General features: G+C 71.4%; 16 protein-coding genes. 10 read left to right on the forward strand and 6 right to left on the reverse strand.

What is annotated here, in order from left to right; translation table 11 throughout:
* On the reverse strand, positions 1–2,460 hold the full coding sequence (gene leuS / locus HZF07_RS22585) for a leucine--tRNA ligase (protein ID WP_157339808.1): 2,460 nt from the start codon (positions 2,458–2,460) through the stop codon (positions 1–3).
* Between the two features lie 178 nt (positions 2,461–2,638).
* On the opposite strand from leuS, the gene HZF07_RS22590 reads away from it, so the two are divergent.
* Positions 2,639–3,412, forward strand: a complete 774-nt coding sequence (locus tag HZF07_RS22590) for an SDR family NAD(P)-dependent oxidoreductase (RefSeq protein ID WP_157339809.1) — start codon at positions 2,639–2,641, stop codon at positions 3,410–3,412.
* A 60-nt stretch (positions 3,413–3,472) separates the two neighbouring features.
* On the forward strand, positions 3,473–3,961 hold the full coding sequence (locus tag HZF07_RS22595) for a beta-class carbonic anhydrase (RefSeq protein WP_157339810.1): 489 nt from the start codon (positions 3,473–3,475) through the stop codon (positions 3,959–3,961).
* Position 3,962: 1 nt separating this feature from the next.
* On the opposite strand, the gene HZF07_RS22600 is transcribed toward HZF07_RS22595, so the two are convergent.
* Positions 3,963–4,910 carry an AraC family transcriptional regulator gene (locus HZF07_RS22600; protein ID WP_157339811.1) on the reverse strand — a complete coding sequence of 316 codons (948 nt, stop codon included), beginning with the start codon at positions 4,908–4,910 and terminating at the stop codon, positions 3,963–3,965.
* 50 nt (positions 4,911–4,960) lie between these two features.
* On the opposite strand from HZF07_RS22600, the gene HZF07_RS22605 reads away from it, so the two are divergent.
* On the forward strand, positions 4,961–6,439 hold the full coding sequence (locus HZF07_RS22605) for a flavin-containing monooxygenase (RefSeq protein ID WP_157339812.1): 1,479 nt from the start codon (positions 4,961–4,963) through the stop codon (positions 6,437–6,439).
* 144 nt (positions 6,440–6,583) lie between these two features.
* On the forward strand, positions 6,584–7,927 hold the full coding sequence (locus HZF07_RS22610; protein ID WP_157339813.1) for a vanadium-dependent haloperoxidase: 1,344 nt from the start codon (positions 6,584–6,586) through the stop codon (positions 7,925–7,927).
* Positions 7,928–7,974: 47 nt separating this feature from the next.
* Here the strand turns inward: HZF07_RS22610 and HZF07_RS22615 are convergent, their stop codons facing one another.
* Both HZF07_RS22615 and HZF07_RS22620 read right to left on the reverse strand, forming a co-directional pair.
* Positions 7,975–8,391 (reverse strand): VOC family protein, encoded by a 417-nt coding sequence (locus HZF07_RS22615; RefSeq protein ID WP_157339814.1) that lies wholly within the window; start codon positions 8,389–8,391, stop codon positions 7,975–7,977.
* Positions 8,392–8,465: 74 nt separating this feature from the next.
* A complete protein-coding gene (locus HZF07_RS22620; RefSeq protein ID WP_157339815.1) occupies positions 8,466–10,121 on the reverse strand; it encodes an acyl-CoA synthetase in 1,656 nt (551 codons plus the stop codon).
* Between the two features lie 130 nt (positions 10,122–10,251).
* On the opposite strand from HZF07_RS22620, the gene HZF07_RS22625 reads away from it, so the two are divergent.
* On the forward strand, positions 10,252–10,668 hold the full coding sequence (locus tag HZF07_RS22625; protein WP_198346318.1) for a DUF7144 family membrane protein: 417 nt from the start codon (positions 10,252–10,254) through the stop codon (positions 10,666–10,668).
* Positions 10,669–10,796: 128 nt separating this feature from the next.
* Complete coding sequence (locus tag HZF07_RS22630; RefSeq protein WP_309504940.1) at positions 10,797–11,195, forward strand: SHOCT domain-containing protein; 399 nt, start codon at positions 10,797–10,799, stop codon at positions 11,193–11,195.
* A 67-nt stretch (positions 11,196–11,262) separates the two neighbouring features.
* On the opposite strand, the gene HZF07_RS22635 is transcribed toward HZF07_RS22630, so the two are convergent.
* A complete protein-coding gene (locus HZF07_RS22635; RefSeq protein ID WP_157339816.1) occupies positions 11,263–11,574 on the reverse strand; it encodes an SHOCT domain-containing protein in 312 nt (103 codons plus the stop codon).
* A 20-nt stretch (positions 11,575–11,594) separates the two neighbouring features.
* Positions 11,595–12,035, reverse strand: a complete 441-nt coding sequence (locus HZF07_RS22640) for a DUF6325 family protein (protein WP_157339817.1) — start codon at positions 12,033–12,035, stop codon at positions 11,595–11,597.
* Positions 12,036–12,163: 128 nt separating this feature from the next.
* Between HZF07_RS22640 and HZF07_RS22645 the strand changes: the two genes are divergently transcribed.
* From HZF07_RS22645 to HZF07_RS22660, 4 genes are read left to right on the forward strand one after another with little or no spacing between them, the layout of a single operon-like run.
* Positions 12,164–14,881 (forward strand): cation-translocating P-type ATPase, encoded by a 2,718-nt coding sequence (locus tag HZF07_RS22645; RefSeq protein ID WP_157339818.1) that lies wholly within the window; start codon positions 12,164–12,166, stop codon positions 14,879–14,881.
* Positions 14,878–15,648, forward strand: coding sequence for an adenylate cyclase (locus tag HZF07_RS22650; RefSeq protein ID WP_157339819.1), 771 nt, complete (start codon positions 14,878–14,880; stop codon positions 15,646–15,648). Before HZF07_RS22645 ends, HZF07_RS22650 begins: the two co-directional genes overlap by 4 nt.
* Positions 15,645–16,133, forward strand: coding sequence for a DUF1269 domain-containing protein (locus tag HZF07_RS22655; RefSeq protein WP_157339820.1), 489 nt, complete (start codon positions 15,645–15,647; stop codon positions 16,131–16,133). Before HZF07_RS22650 ends, HZF07_RS22655 begins: the two co-directional genes overlap by 4 nt.
* The gene (locus HZF07_RS22660) at positions 16,126–16,620 is read left to right on the forward strand and encodes a hypothetical protein (RefSeq protein WP_157339821.1); all 495 of its coding nucleotides are present in this window, start codon (positions 16,126–16,128) and stop codon (positions 16,618–16,620) included. The genes HZF07_RS22655 and HZF07_RS22660 overlap by 8 nt, the downstream gene beginning before the upstream one ends.
* The last annotated feature ends 26 nt before the right edge of the window (positions 16,621–16,646 follow it).

A 16,646-nucleotide genomic window follows, 5' to 3' on the forward strand; every position in this document is an offset into this window, starting at 1 on the left:
TCAGACGACGACGTTGACCAGCTTCGGGGCGCGCACGATCACCTTGCGCACCGGGCGTCCGTCGATCGCCTTCACGACCCCCGGGTCGGCCATCGCCAGCTGCTCCAGGTCGGCCTCGCTGATGTCGGGAGCGACCTCCAGCCGAGCCTTGACCTTGCCCTGGATCTGCACGACCGCCGTCACCGACTCCTCGACCAGCAGCGCCGGGTCGACCGCCGGCCAGCCGGCGCGGGCGACGGTCGGCTGGTGGCCCAGCCGCGCCCACATCTCCTCGGCGGTGTACGGCGCCACCAGCGACAGCAGGATCGCGACCGCCTCGGCAGCCTCGCGCACGGCGGGGTCCGCCGGGCCGCAGCCCGAGTCGATCGCCTTGCGGGTCGCGTTCACCAGCTCCATCACCCGGGCGATCATGACGTTGAAGCGGTAGGCCTCGACCAGCTCGGCCGCGTCGTGCACGGTGCGCGCGGTGATCCGGCGCAGCGCGACGTCGCCCCCGTCGGCGGCCGTGCCTGCCGGCGAGGTCACGTCACCCGACAGCCGCCAGGCACGCTGCAGGAAGCGCAGCGAGCCGGCCGGCGACATCTCCGCCCAGTCGATGTCGTCCTCCGGCGGGCCGGCGAAGACCAGGGTCAGGCGTACGGCGTCCACGCCGAACTCCGCGAGCTGCTCCCCCAGGTTGACGCCGTTGCCCAGCGACTTGCTCATCTTCTTGCCGCGGTTGATGACGAAGCCCTGGTTCAGCTGGGCGGCGAACGGCTCGCCGACGTCCAGCATCCCCATGTCACGCAGCACCTTGGTGAAGAAGCGCGCGTACAGCAGGTGCAGCACGGCGTGCTCGACGCCGCCGACGTAGATGTCGGCCGGCATCCACGCCTTGGCCTTCTCCACGTCGAAGGGGCCCTCGGTGTAGTCCGGCGAGCAGTAGCGCAGGAAGTACCACGACGAGTCGACGAACGTGTCCATCGTGTCGCTGTCGCGCTTGGCGGGACCACCGCACGTGGGGCACTCGACGTTGACCCAGTCCTCGGCCGCGGCCAGCGGCGAGACGCCCTTCGGCTTCAGGTCCGCGCCCCGCAGCTCGGGCAGCTCCAGCGGCAGCTGGTCGTAGGGGACGGGGACCTCGCCGTCCCGCTCGCAGTGGACGATCGGGATCGGCACGCCCCAGTAGCGCTGCCGGCTCAGCAGCCAGTCGCGCAGCCGGAAGTTGACCGTGCCCCTGCCCGTGCCGGCGGCCTCCAGCTGCTCGACGATGGTGTGGATGCCGGTCCCCTTGTCGGTGATGCCGTCCAGCGGGCCGGAGTTGACGTAGACCCCGTCGCGCGTCGTGGCGACGTAGGTCTCCTCCGGGTTGTCCTCACCGGTGTCCACGACGCGGCGCACCGGCAGGCCGAACTTCTTCGCGAAGTCCAGGTCGCGCTGGTCGTGCGCGGGGACGGCCATGATCGCGCCGGTGCCGTAGTCGGCCAGCACGTAGTCGGCGGCCCACACCGGAATCCGCTCGCCGTTGACCGGGTTGACGGCGTGCACGCCCAGGAAGACACCGGTCTTCGGGCGGTCGGTCGACAGCCGGTCGACCTCGGTCGCCTTGCGCACCTCGGTCAGGTAGTCCTCCAGCGCAGGGCGCTGCTCCTCGCTGACCAGCTCCGCGGCAAGCTTGGCGTCGGCGGCCACGACCATGAACGTCGCGCCGTACAGCGTGTCCGGCCGCGTCGTGTAGACGGTGACCGGCTCGTCGCGGCCCTCGACGCGGAAGTCGACGTGCGCCCCCTCGGAGCGGCCGATCCAGTTGCGCTGGGCGGTGACGACGCGGGCCGGCCAGGTCGGCTCCAGGTCGTCCAGGCAGTCCAGCAGCTCCTGGGCGTACTCGGTGATCTTGAAGTACCACTGGGTCAGCTCGCGCTTGGTGACCTCGGCCCCGCAGCGCTCGCACTTGCCGTCGACCACCTGCTCGTTGGCCAGCACGGTCTGGTCGTTGGGGCACCAGTTGACCGGGCTGTTCTTGCGGTAGGCCAGCCCCCGCTCGCGGAACTTCAGGAACAGCCACTGGGTCCAGCGGTAGTACTCCGGGTCGGAGGTGTGCAGCCGGCGCGACCAGTCGAAGGAGATGCCGTAGTGCTTGAACGAGTCGTACTGCGTCTCGATGTTGGCGTAGGTGTACGTCGCCGGGTGCTCGTCGTTGCGGATCGCGGCGTTCTCGGCGGGCAGGCCGAAGGAGTCCCAGCCCATCGGGTTCAGCACCTCGTAGCCGCGCTGCCACCAGTAGCGCGCGATCACGTCGTGGAGCGCGGTGACCTCGGCGTGACCCATGTGCAGGTCACCGCTCGGGTAGGGGAACATCGTCAGCGCGTACCTCTTCTCGCGCGGCGAGTCGTCGTCGGCGCGGAACGGCTGCAGCTCCTCCCACACGGGCAGCCACTTGCGCTGCACCTGCTCGACGTCGTAGGTCTCCTGCTCGCTCATCTGTCTCTCTCCGGCCTGGTCACGGGTCTGCTCTGGGTTCACTCGGGGCACAAAAAAGCCCCTCGGGCACGAGGGGCAGCCGCGTCGATGTCATCGCTCCGACGCGGCTAGGTAAGGAGCAGGGTCCTCCGCATGGCCCCAGGGTACCGCGCTCGCCGTCGTGGCTACAGTCACCGCCATGCCTGACCAACGGACCGTCACCGACATGTTCCGCCTCGACGACCGGGTCGCGGTCGTCACCGGCGCCTCCAGTGGCCTCGGCGTCGCGTTCGCCCAGGGGCTGGCCGAGGCCGGCGCCGACCTCGTGCTCGCGGCGCGACGGGTCGACCGGCTCGCGGACACCGCGCGCCTCGTCGAGGCGGCCGGCCGCCGCGCCCTCGTGGTCGAGGCCGACGTCGCCGACCCCGAGTCCTGCACCCGGGTCGTCGCCCTGGCGATGGAGGAGTACGGGCGCGTCGACGTGCTCGTCAACAACGCCGGGATCGGCACGGCGGTGCCGGCGACCCGGGAGGCGCCCGAGCAGTTCCGCCAGGTCATCGACGTCAACCTCAACGGCTGCTACTGGATGGCGCAGGCGTGCGGACGGGTGATGCAGCCGGGCTCGTCGATCATCAACATCAGCTCGGTGCTCGGCCTCACGACGGCGGGGCTGCCTCAGGCGGCGTACGCCTCGTCGAAGGCGGGCCTGATCGGCCTGACCCGCGACCTGGCGCAGCAGTGGACCGGCCGCAAGGGCATCCGGGTCAACGCGATCGCGCCCGGGTTCTTCGCCTCCGAGATGACCGAGCAGTACCCGCCGGGCTACCTGGAGTCGCAGCAGCAGCGCATCCCGGCGGGCCGCAAGGGCGACCCCGCCGAGCTCGCCGCGGCGGTGGTCTTCCTGGCCTCCGACGCCGGCGGCTACGTCACCGGTCAGACCCTGGCCGTCGACGGCGGCATGACCATCACCTGACTTACTGTTGTTTCTTGATCTTTTGGGTCTACTTTGGAGTCCTCATCCCTAGGAGGCCCCATGTCCGTCACCGACCAGCTGCTCGAGAACAACGAGAAGTACGCCGCGGGGTTCGCCGGTCCGCTCCCCCTCCCGCCCGCCAAGCACGTCGCGGTGCTGGCCTGCATGGACGCCCGGATCGACGTCTACGGCGTGCTGGGCCTCCAGGAGGGCGAGGCGCACGTGATCCGCAACGCCGGCGGCGTGGTGACCCACGACGAGATCCGCTCGCTCGCGATCAGCCAGCGACTGCTCGGCACCCGGGAGATCGTGCTCATCCACCACACCGACTGCGGGATGCTGACCTTCTCCGACGACGAGTTCGCGGCCTCGCTCGAGGCCGACACGGGTGAGCGGCCGGGCTGGCACGCGCGCGCCTTCAACGACCTCGACGAGGACGTCCGGTCCTCGGTGCGCGAGATCGTCGCGAGCCCGTTCGTCCCGCACACCGACTCGGTGCGCGGCTTCGTCTTCGACGTCGCCACCGGGCGGCTGCGCGAGGTCCGCTGAGTCACGACGTCGGCGTCCGGCCGGTCCAGCGACGGAACCCGACGATGAAGCTGGACGCCTCGGCGTACCCGAGCCGCAGGGCGACGTCCTGCACGGGCAGCGTCCGGAGCAGCTCGACGGCGAGGGACTCGCGCACCTCGTCGAGCAGCCGCTGGTACGACGTGCCGTCCGCCGCGAGGCGCCGGCGCAGGGTCCGCTCGCTCACGCCGAGGGCGCCCGCGACGCCAGCCATCGGGGCTCCCGAGGACAGCTGCTGGGTGACGAGCACGCGCACCTCCCCCGCCAGCCCCGTGCGGGCGCGGCGGCGCGCGACGACGTCGCGGCACACCGCCTCCGAGACCGCGCGGGTCGCGGTGTCCGCCCGCGAGAGCCGACGATCGAGGTCGGCGAGCGGCAGCGTCACCACCACGGCGTCGCCGTCGCGCGCCGACCGCAGGTCGATCCCGCCGGGCACGATCTCGCGCAGCACCGCGCGGATCGCCGCCGCGTCGCGGTCGACCAGGAACCGGCGGACGTCCGCCGGCAGCCCGGCGCCGCCGACGACGATCCGCACCACGTCACCCTCGACCGACGCGGTCGGGATGGCGAAGGTGTGGCTGAGGTCGAGGAAGCGCAGCGCGACGTTCATCGCGTCGAGGACCGTGCGGCTGGAGACCAGCGCATACCCGAGGACCCCGAACGTCGCGGCCCGGTAGCGCCGGCCGACCTCCTCGCCGACCTCGCCCAGCCGACCCCGCAGGTTGCGCACGACCCGGAGCTCCTGGGCGGCGGTGACCTCCGTCGCCGCGTCGAGACCGGCCACGGTGAGGCCGGAGCCGGCCAGCAGGTCGTCGTCGGCGAGCCCCCGGTCGCGGGCGTGGTCGACGAGCAGCCGCACGCCGGACGCCGCGCGGGCGAAGTCCCAGTCCCGCACCGCCGCCTGCTCGAACCGCACCGCGCCGGACACCATGGCCGGAATTATGGATCAGGCACCGCGGCGCTGCTCCTACCGTTCACGCCATGGCTCCCCGCGTGGTGATCATCGGTGCCGGGTTCGGCGGCCTCGGCGTGGCGCACGCGCTGCGCGAGAGCGGGATCGACGACGTGACGGTGCTCGAGCGCGCCGACGACGTCGGCGGGGTCTGGCGCGACAACACCTATCCGGGCGCGGCCTGCGACGTCCCCTCCCCGCTCTACTCCTGGTCGTGGGCGACCAACCCCGACTGGTCGCGTCGCTACTCGCCGCAGCCGGAGATCCTCGACTACATCCGCCGGACCGCCGCCGAGCGCGGTCTCCGCGACCTGGTCCGCACCGGCGTCGAGGTCACGGGGCTCCGCTGGGACGACGGGTGGGAGGTGCGCACCGCCGGCGGCACGACCTACCTCGCCGACGTGGTGGTCTCGGCGGTCGGCCAGCTCTCGGAGCCGGTGGTCCCGGCGATCCCCGGCGTGGAGACGTTCGCCGGCCCGGCGTTCCACTCCGCCCGGTGGCGCCACGACGTGGATCTGCGCGGCCAGCGGGTCGCCGTCATCGGCACCGGGGCCAGCGCCGTCCAGCTGGTGCCCGGGATCGTCGACGAGGTGGCGGCGATGACGGTCTTCCAGCGCTCCGCGCCGTACGTCGTGCTGCGGCCGGACCGGCTGTACTCGACGCTCCACCACCGGCTCTTCCACCGCTTCCCGCGCGCCCTGGCGTTCGAGCGCCGGGCGACCTACGAGCTCACCGAGCTCTTCAACCGCGCGCTCGAGGGCAGCTCGCGGCTCACCCGCCCGCTGCTCGCGGCGATCAGGGGCGTCTGGCGGATGCACCTGCACCGGCAGGTGAAGGACGCCGGCCTGCGCCGCCGGCTGGTGCCGGACTACCCGCTCGGCTGCAAGCGGCTGCTGTTCTCCAACGACTGGTACCCCGCCCTCGCCCGCGACCACGTCGACGTCGTCACCGACCGCGTGGTTGCGATCGAGCCGGGCGGCGTCCGCACCAGCGACGGCCACCTGCACGAGGCGGACGTGCTGGTCTGGGGCACCGGATTCGCGGCGACCGACTTCCTCGGCAGCATCGCCGTGCACGGCGTGGCGGGCGCGGACCTGCACGACGTCTGGTCGGACGGCGCCCGGGCGCACCTCGGCCTGACGGTGCCCGGCTTCCCGAACCTCTTCTGCGTCTACGGCCCCAACACCAACCTCGGCGGCAGCTCGATCATCCAGATGCTCGAGGCCCAGGCGAGCTGGATCGCCGAGGTGGTGGGCCGGATCGCCGCGGGAGAGGCCCGGCGCGTCGCCGTCCGCCGGGAGGCGTGGGAGGCCTACGACCGGGAGATGCAGGGCCGTCTCGGCACCGGCATCTGGTCGCACTGCGACAGCTGGTACCGCGACGGCGCCCGGATCACCACCAACTGGCCCGGCCAGGTGGCGGAGTACCAGCGCCGGCTCGCGGAGGTCGACTGGTCCGACCTCGAGGACGTCGGCCGGCCGGGTCCTCGAAAGATCACCGGTTTTTGACGATGACGAGGACGACCGCCGGGTGACTTACTGGTCCCGGGACAGGGACTCGGTCGTCGATCGGCACGCGCAGTCACCCTGGCTCCACGGCTCCACGCAGTGCACCTGACCGGCTCCGAGCAGGTGCGAGGCGAGGAGGGAACCATGTTCCACAGGCGAGGTTTCGCGGTCACCTCGGTGACCATCGGCGCGCTCCTGGGCGCGCTCGGGGTGTCCGACGCGTCGACCCCACCGCACGTGGGGACCGACGCCAGCGAGGTGATCCGCTGGAACCAGATCGCGACGACGACGCTGGCGGCGGTCCCGGCACCGGACGGCGGCGCCCCACCCGCCTTCTCGATCAACATGGGGATGGTGCAGGGCGCCGTCTACGACGCGGTCAACGCGATCGGGCCGAAGCAGTACCGTCCGTACCTCCTGAACAGGCGCACCGGCGCCAGGGCGTCGGTCGACGCCGCGGTCGCGACGGCTGCGTACGACGTGCTGTCAGAGCTCGTCTCGACGGCGCCGGAGAGGGCGCCGTTCCCCGGTCGTGCGGGACTGCTGAGCGCGCTCGACTCCGCGTACGCGGAGTCGCTCGACGCGGTCGACGATGACTCGTTCACGAGGCAGGGCGTCGTGGTGGGACACGCGGCGGCCGACGCGATGCTCGATGCGAGAGAGGGCGACGGACGGTTCGGCCCGTCGCCGTGGGTGTCGAACCCCGCGCCCGGACACTGGCAGCCGCTGGCTCCTGGCGGCGTGCCCGCCCTCGACCCGACCCCGTGGGCGGGCGACGTGACGCCGTTCCTCCTCCGGAGCTCCTCGCAGTTCCGGTCCGCACCACCGCCCTCGCTCGACAGCCAGCAGTGGGCGACGGAGTTCAACGAGGTCAAGAGCCTGGGCAGGGCCACCGGCTCGACCCGCACCGCGGACCAGACCTACATCGCCAAGTGGTGGCAGAGCGCACCCGTGCTGAGCTGGAACGAGGTGTCCCGGCAGCTCATCGCCCGGACCGATCTCGACGCCGCCGACAGCGCACGGCTCCTCGCGCTGCAGAACCTGAGTGGCGCGGACGCGGCGATCAACTGCTGGAACGACAAGTACCACTTCGACTTCTGGCGGCCGTGGAACGCGATCCCACGGGCGTTGGAGGACGGGAACCCGGCCACGGATCCCGACCTCGCCTGGACGGCGCTCATCACCGCGCCGTACCCCGAGTGGGCGTCGGGACACAACTGCCTCGACGCGGCACACACCACCGTCCTGCGGATGTTCTTCGGCGACGACCCCGTGGGTGGGTCGTTCCAGATCACGAGCACCTTCGTGAACCCCGGCGGGCCGGCAGTGCGCACCTTCGACACGTTCACACAGCCGCTCGCCGAGCTCATCGAGGCACGCATCTGGGCCGGCCTCCACTACCGCAGTGCGGACGTGGCAGGCCAGGCGCTCGGCCGGAGGGTCGCCGCCTACGGCGCCGCTCACTACTTCCAGCCGGTCGGCCGCTGACTCGCAGAGTGTGACCGGCGCGCGTCACCACGCGCGCCGGTCGAGGCTCAGCCCTCGCCGCCGGCGATGTTGACCATCCAGCTCACGCCGAACCTGTCGGTGAGGTCGCCGAACCAGTCGCCCCACGGCGCCTTGTCGAGCGGCACGTTGACGGTGCCGCCGGCGGCGAGCCCGTCGAACCAGCCGCGCAGCGTGTCGGCGTCGTCACCGCTCAGCGAGATCCGGCCGTTGGGGAAGTCGCCCTCCATGTGGCTCGGGACGTCGGAGCCGAAGATGTTGACGGAGTCGGAGACGGTGAGCGCCGAGTGCATGACCTGACCCGCCTCGGAGTCGGGCACGCCCATGCCGCCCATGTCGCCGAACGTCATCACGTCCAGCTGGCCGCCGAAGACGGAGTGGTAGAAGGTCATCGCGTCCCGGGCCTCGCCGCGGAAGTTGAGGTAGGGGTTGAGCTGGGTGGTCATCGCACGCTCCTCGGTCGGTGTGGTTCGACGCTACCGACCACCGCCGACAGGCGGAATCATCGCCGCTGGGGGGCTCAGGACGTGGCCTGCACCTTGGCCCACCGGTAGTCGGCCTTGCCCGACGGCGACCGCTGCACCGACGCCACCCGGACGATCGCCTTGGGCACCTTGTAGCGGGCGACGTGCTTCTCGGCCTCGGCGAGCAGGTCCTCGTCGGTCGCCGAGACGCCGTCCTCGAGCTGGACGACCGCGACCGCCTCGCTGCCCCACCGCTCCGACGGGCGGCCGACCACGACCACGTCGCGGACCGCCGGGTGCGCGGCCAGGGCACGCTCGACCTCCTCGACGAAGATCTTCTCGCCGCCGGAGTTGATCGTGACCCCGTCGCGGCCGAGCAGCACGATCTGGCCCTCCGCGTTGATGACCGCCCGGTCGCCCGGGATCGAGAACCGCACCCCGTCGATCACCGGGAAGGTGCGCGCGGTCTTGGCGGCGTCGCCGAGGTAGCCGAGCGGCACCCGGCCGCGCTGGGCCAGCCAGCCCTCGCCCTCACCGGGCTCGAGCACGCGCGCGAACAGGTCGTCGACGACGGTCGTGGCCGGCACGGGGTTGAAGGTCGCGGTCCCGGCCTCCATGCCCTTGAGCGACAGCGAGCTCATCTGCAGCCCGGTCTCGGAGGCGCCGGCGGCGTCCATCACGAGAGCGTGCGGGAGCGCGGCCAGGATGCGGTCACGCACGCCCGGCGTCAGCGGCGCGCCGCCGTTGTTGAACGCCGCCAGCCCGGACAGGTCGTGGCCGCCGCGCTCGACCTCCTCGATCAGCGGCAGCGCGACCGCGTCGCCGACGACCGGGATGCTGACGACCCTCTCTCGGGCGGCGACGGCGATCGCGTCCGCCGCGTCGAGGTGCCGGACCTCGTCGGGGAGCACGATCGTGCCGCCGCCGGTGATCGTGTGGAACGTCGACCACTGGGCGGCGCCGTGCATGAACGGCGGGATCATCAACAGCCTCATGGCACCGCCGGCGGCGCGCGCGGCCTCCGCGATGGCGTCGTACGACGGGAAGGGCTCGTTGGTGCCGAAGGGCGTGCCGCCCATCGAGGTGACGTAGATGTCGTCGTTGCGCCACAGCACGCCCTTGGGCATGCCGGTGGTCCCGCCGGTGTAGAGGATGTAGAGGTCGTCGCCGTCGGGCTCGGGCATCCCTCCCGCGGGCGCCGGCGTGGCGACGACGGTCTCGTAGTCCAGTGCGCCCGGGAGCAGGTCGTGGCCGGAGTCGTCGGCGACCTGGACGAGCAGCTCGAGGTCGGGCAGCTGGTCGCGGATCGCGGCCAGGCGCGGCGCGAACTCGGCGTGGTAGACCAGCGCCTTCGTCCGGGCGTCGGTGAGGAGGTAGACCAGCTCCTCCTCGACGTAGCGGTAGTTGACGTTGAACGGGGCGACCCGGGCGCGGTAGCTGCCGACCATCGCCTCGAGGTACTCGTTGCCGTTGTGCAGGTAGATGCCGAGGTGGTCCTGCCCGGACTCGTGGCCGGCCAGCGCGTCCCGCTCGGTGTGGCAGCCCAGCCCCCGCTCGACCAGCAGGTGGGCGATCCCGGACGCGCGCGCGTCGAGCTCGGCGTACGTCTGCCTCCGGTCCCGCCACGCCAGCACCACCTGGTCGGGCACGGCGGCGGCGACCGTCGCGACCACCGTCGAGAGGTTGAATCCGTGCGGACCGGGACCGGGCATGCGACCACCTCGGGTAGAACGGGTTCTCGTTCCGCGGGATGCTAGCGGACGACCACCCCGCCCGGGGTGGGGTGCGGCCACCCGCCCAGCGCGGAGCATGGCTGGCACGCTCACCGAGGAGGCGCAGCACATGAGCACGCCACGCAACGAGATGGACTACTCCACCAGCGGGTTCTTCGCGGACGTCACCGTCGCGTTCGCGGGCATCATGCTCATCGTCACCGGGGGCTTCGACGTGCTCCACGGCATCGCGGCGATCGGGGAGCCCGACTTCTACGCCGCCGGCAGCGACTACACGTTCCGGTTCAGCGTGACCGCCTGGGGCTGGATCCACCTCGTCCTGGGCCTCGTGACGGTCCTCATCGGCGTTGCGCTGCTGCGCGGCGCGCGCTGGGCCCGGGTGGTCGGCATCGTGCTGGCCGTCATCGGCGCGATGTCGAACTTCCTCAGCATCCCGGCCTACCCGTGGTGGTCGATGATCACCATCGGCATCTACGTGCTGGTGATCTGGTCGCTCACCGTCCAGATGAAGGACTACCGCCGCTGAGCCGGAGCGCTTCCACCCCACGAGGGGTGATGCTGCCCCACCCGCGCGCGCACCACGATGACGCCTGCGTACGCCGATCCCGGCGGCGGCACCCAGCGCGGCGCTAGCCGCTCGACAGGAGGTTCATCGTGGTCACCTTGTGGGAGTACACACCGGGCGACGTCTTCCTCAGCATGCTCTGGTTCTTCCTCTTCTTCATCTGGATCTGGCTGCTGATCACCGTCTTCGCCGACATCTTCCGCAGCGACGACCTGAGCGGGTGGGGCAAGGCCCTGTGGACGATCTTCGTGATCTTCCTGCCCTACCTCGGCGTGTTCGTCTACCTCATCGCCCGCGGCAAGAAGATGGGCGAGCACGCGGTCCGCGACGCCCAGCGCCAGGACGAGCAGATGCGCGCCTACGTGCAGAGCGTGACAGGCCCCGGCACCAGCACCGCCGACCAGATCGCCAAGCTCCACGAGCTCCAGGTCAAGGGCGCGATCACCGAGGAGGAGTTCCAGGCCCAGAAGGCCAAGCTGCTCAGCTGACGTCGGCCGACCGAAGCGGAACGGCCCCCTCGCCAGTGGCGAGGGGGCCGTTCTGCGTGGTGCCCGGTCAGAGGCCGGCGAGCACCTTCGCCTTCTGCGCCTCGAACTCCGCCTCCGTGAGGATGCCCTGGTCGCGCAGCTCACCGAGCTTCTGGAGCTTCCCGATCATGTCGTCGGAGTCCGACGCCGCCGGCGCCGCGGCCGGAGCCGGCGCGGGCGGGGCGGCGTACACCGGCTGCTGGTACTGCTGCTCCTGATAGGCCTGGGCGTCGGCCTGCTGCTGCCACCGCCCTGCCTGGCGCCGCGAGACGCGGTTGGAGACCGCCGTCGCGGTGCCGGCGACGACCGCCGTGCGGGCCATTCCTCCGATGAGTCCCATGTCCTGTTCTCCCTTCCTGCTCAGGCCTCGGCGCCTTCGAGGGCGTCGAGTGCGGCGATGACGTCGTCGGCCGGGATCCGGCCGCTCGCGATGACCTCGGCGCCGGCCTTGCGCATGGCCGTGACGAACGGGCCGGCCCAGGTGTTCTCGTAGACGATGACGCCGACGGCGTTGCCCGGCTCGACGAGCGCGGCGCTGCTGGCGATGTCCTCGTCGTCGAGCAGGCCCGAGGTCACGCCCTCGAAGACCGCGAGGTCGAGCTCACCGTCGCCGTCGAGGTCGGCCAGCTCGACGGTGACGAAGCTGCCGTCAGCGTCGACCTGCGCGATCACCAGGTCCAGGATCCGGATGATCCCCCGCTCGGTGAGGTCGACGAGAGCGGCCAAGCCGTCCCCGTTCAGCCGACCTCCGGGGAACTCCACCGCCAGGTAGTCGATCGGTCCAACGTCCTGCTCACTCATCGGGTGCCTCCTCGGGCGGATGTTCGTGGTTGGTCGAGTGCCGATCCACGCTCACACGCGCGCGGGTGGTTCGGCCCCACCCCGCCCGGGGTGAGGCGCGACCACCCGTGCGTTGCCGACGATCAGGCATGACCACGACGGCAGCAGCGGCACCGGTCGATCCCGTCTCGGCCACCGCGGAGCAGGTGGCCACCGGTCTCGGGGTGGACCCGGCCCGGGGGTTGAGCGCCGACGAGGCGCGGTCGCGCCTCGCGTCGTACGGCGCCAACGTGCTGACCGGCGCGGCGAAGGAGCCGGCCTGGCGCGCGTTCCTGCGCCAGTACGAGGACTTCATGCAGCTGATCCTGCTGGGGGCCGCGGTCGTCAACCAGATCGTCACCCAGGACACCCCCACCACCGTCGTCCTCGCCGGCCTGACGGTCTTCAACGCGCTGATCGGGCTCCGGCAGGAGTCCAAGGCCGAGGAGAGCGTCAAGGCGCTCTCGCAGATGATGAAGACCATCGCGCGGGTACGCCGCGACGGTCAGGCCGTCGAGATCGACGCCTCGGAGCTGGTGCCGGGCGACGTGGTGCTGATGGAGGCCGGCAACCGGGTCCCCGCCGACGGCCGGATCTCGCTCGCCGCGACGCTCGAGATCGAGGAGGCCGCGCTCACCGGCGAGAGCCTCCCGGTCGGCAAGACGGCCGAGCCGGTGGCGGGCACCGACGTCCCGCTCGGCGACCGCATCTGCATGGCCTACATGAACACCTCGGTCACCCGTGGCCGTGGCGAGATGGTCGTGACGTCGACCGGCATGGGCACCGAGATCGGCCACATCGCCGACATGCTCGCCAACACCGAGACCAGCAAGACACCGCTCCAGAAGCAGCTCGACTCGCTGTCGAAGATCATCGCGACGATCGCCGCGATCGCGCTGGTGCTCGTCGTGCTGCTGGGGCTCGCGCAGGGCGAGTCCTTCGACACGCTCTTCATCACCGGTGTCGCCCTGGCGGTCGCGGCCATCCCGACCGGGCTGCCCGCGGTCGTCACGGCGCTGCTCTCGATGGGCACCCGGGAGATCGCGAACCGGAACGCGATCGTCAAGCGACTCCCGGCGGTCGAGACGCTCGGGTCCACGTCGGCGATCTGCTCGGACAAGACCGGCACGCTGACGCTCAACAAGATGACCGCCCGCGAGCTGGTGATCCCGGGGCACAACCGGTTCACGGTGACCGGGGAGGGCTACGGGACGACCGGCGACATCAACCACGTCGGCGGGCAGCAGGTCGACCTCGACCCCTACCTGCTGCCCATGGTGCTGTGCGCCGACGCGGTGCTCGACGGCGAGGCACTGATCGGCGACCCGACCGAGGGCGCGCTGATCGTGCTGGGCGCGAAGGGCGGCCTCGACATCGCGGAGACCCGGGCCGCGCTCCCCCGTGTCGCCGAGGTGCCGTTCGACTCCGACTACAAGTTCATGGCGACGTTCCACGAGATGACCGGGGACGACGGCCGGCCGGTCGTGCGGTGCTACGTCAAGGGCGCTCCCGACGTGCTGATCGCGCGCGCCACGACGTACCGCACCCCCGAGGGCGTGCTGCAGCCGATCACCGACGACAACCGGCACCTCGCGCTCCAGGCCAACGACCAGATCGCCAACGCAGGCGAGCGGGTCATGGTGGTCGCGCAGCGCGACTTCCAGCCCGGGACGCTCCCCGCCGGCGACGAGCTGATCGGCCTGGTCCAGGAGCTGACCCTGCTGGCCATGGTCGGGATCGTCGACCCGCCGCGGCCCGAGGCCAAGGCCGCGATCGCAGAGTGCCGCGAGGCCGGGATCCGGGTCCGGATGATCACCGGCGACCACGCCACGACGGCCGCCGCGATCGCCGGCGAGCTCGGCATCGAGGGGCGGGCGCTCACTGGCACCGAGTTCGCGGCGATGAGCGACGAGCAGCTGATCGACGAGATCGACCACATCGGCGTCATCGCGCGGGTGGCCCCCGAGGACAAGGTGCGCCTGGTGCGGATCCTCAAGGAGAAGGACAACGTCGTCGCGATGACGGGCGACGGCGTCAACGACGCGCCCGCCCTCAAGACCGCCGACATCGGCGTCGCGATGGGCATCACCGGCACCGAGGTCTCCAAGGAGGCCGCGGTCATGATCCTGACCGACGACAACTTCGCGACGATCGTCAGCGCGGTCTCCTACGGACGGACGCTCTACGACAACCTGCTGAAGTACCTGCGCTTCCAGATGTCGACGCTGGTCGCCTACATCGCGATCTTCGTCGTGGCCGGCCTCCTCGACATCGCCGCGGGCTCGCCGCTGAACCCGATGCAGATCCTCTGGCTCAACATGGTCGTCGACATCCCGCTGGCGGTCGCGCTCGGGTTCGACGACGCCGCCAAGGGGCTGATGAGGCGGCCGCCACGACCGGTCGGGGCACCCGTGCTGTCGCGCAACAACTGGTTCCGCCTCTGCGGGCAGGGCGCCGTCATGACGATCGGCGCGCTCGCGGCGTACCAGATCGGCGACCACGAGGGCGACGCGATCCTGGCCTCGACCATGCTGCTCACCACGCTCTCGCTCTTCCACCTCTTCGCCGCACTGCTCTCGCGCGACCAGGTCAACACGGTCTTCGACCGCGACAGCTTCCCGGGCGTCCTCCAGCTGCGCCGCTACGGCCTCGCCGTGGTCGCGATCATCGCGATCACGGGCCTCGACATCCTCCAGCGGATCTTCGACACGACCTCGCTGACCTTCAACCAGTGGTGCATCTGCCTCGGCATCGCGGCCTCGATCATCGTGACCGAGGAGATCGTGAAGTTCTTCGTCCGTCGCGCCGCGCCCGAGGCGGCGGCATGACCACGCTGCCGACGTACGACGCGGAGCAGCTCGGCGCGCTGCTGCGGGTGATCCCCGACGTCGACGCGGTCGAGCTCAAGCTGACGGTGCCGGGCGCCGACCACGGCCGGGTGCTCAGCGCGCTGGGGATCGACTCGCTCGACGCCGAGATCCGCCAGGTCGCGTTCGTCGACACGCGCGACCTGCGGCTGTCCGACGCGGGCCTGGTCCTGCGCGCCCGGCGGACCCAGCGCAAGCCGGCCGACGTGACGGTCAAGCTCCGCCCGATGCTGCCGGCGGACGCGCCCGAGGACCTGCGCGACGAGGACGGCTTCAAGGTGGAGGTCGACGCGTCGCCGGCCGGATTCACCTGCTCGTGCTCGCTCACCGCCGAAGTCGCCGACCGCAAGGTCAAGGCGCTGCTCAGCGGGCAGGCGCCGCTCGCGGAGGCGCTCACCGACGAGCAGCGCGGCCTGGTCGCGGACCGGCTCCCCGACGGGGTCGAGCTCGCCGACCTGGAGGTGCTGGGACCGCTCACGCTGCTGAAGGCGAAGTTCGAGCCCGACGGCTTCGCGCACCGGATGGTCGCCGAGCTGTGGTTCCTGCCCGACGGCTCGCGGATCCTCGAGCTGTCGACGAAGGCCGAGCCGATCCGGGCGTTCCAGCTCGCCGCGGAGACCAAGGTCTTCCTCGCCGAGCACGGCGTCGACCTCAGCGCCCCGCAGGAGACCAAGACCCGCACAGCCCTGGCCGCGCTCGTGGCCGCACTCGACAAGGAGAACCGATGACGACCTTCACGGTGTGGAAGTTCGAGGATGCAGACGGCGCCGCCCGGGCGGAGTCCTCACTCAAGGCCGCGGCCGGCGAGGGTCTGGTGACGATCGTCGACCACGCGATCGTCAGCTGGCCGGAGCGCGCCGACAAGCCCACCCTCGAGCACAAGCACGACAGCCCCAAGCGCGGCGCCGCCTGGGGTGCGCTCTGGGGCATCCTCGGGGGTGCGCTGTTCGCGATCCCCGTCGCGGGCCTCGCTCTGGGTGCCGGCATCGGCGCGCTGGCGAAGGCCACCGACGGCACCGGGATCACCAAGGCCGACCTCGAGCGGATCCGGACCGAGGTCGTGCCTGGCACCTCCGCGCTCTTCCTGGTCACCGACTCCGCGGACCTCGATCGTCTCGGCGAGCGCTTCCACGGCCGCGACAGCACCCTGATCAGCACCAACCTCACCGAGGCGGAGCGAGCGACCCTGCTGGAGACGTTCGGCGGTGCCTGAGCACACCCGCGCGGACCCCTTCGGGCTGTTCGCGGGGGGCGAGGGCACGATCACGGGCACCGTCGTCTCCGCGGCGGTGCTGGCGTACGCCGGCGACGACACCGGGTCGTTGATCCGGCTGTGCCTCACGGTCTTCGCCACGGTCGCCGTCTACTGGCTCGCCCACCTGCACGCCGAGACGATCGGGAGCGCGCTCACCCACGCCCACCACCCCCGCGCGGCGCTCCAGCACGCGATGGGTGAGACGTGGCCGATCCTGGGCGCGTCGGCCGCCCCGATCGCCGCGCTGGTCGCCGCCACGCTGGTCGGTGCGGAGCTCCGGACCGCCGCCTGGATCGCGCTGTGGATCTGCATCCTGCTGCTGGTCGGCTACAGCTACATCGCCGGCCTGCGGGGCGGACTGGACCTCCGCGGCCGGATCGGCAGCGCGGCCGCCGGCCTCGGGCTGGGCCTGCTGGTCGTGGCGCTCAAGGTCGCGCTGCACTGATCGCTCACCCCTTGCGGGGTGGTGCC

The sequence above is a fragment of the Nocardioides agri genome, from assembly GCF_013778305.1.
GTDB classification, from domain to species: domain Bacteria; phylum Actinomycetota; class Actinomycetes; order Propionibacteriales; family Nocardioidaceae; genus Nocardioides; species Nocardioides agri.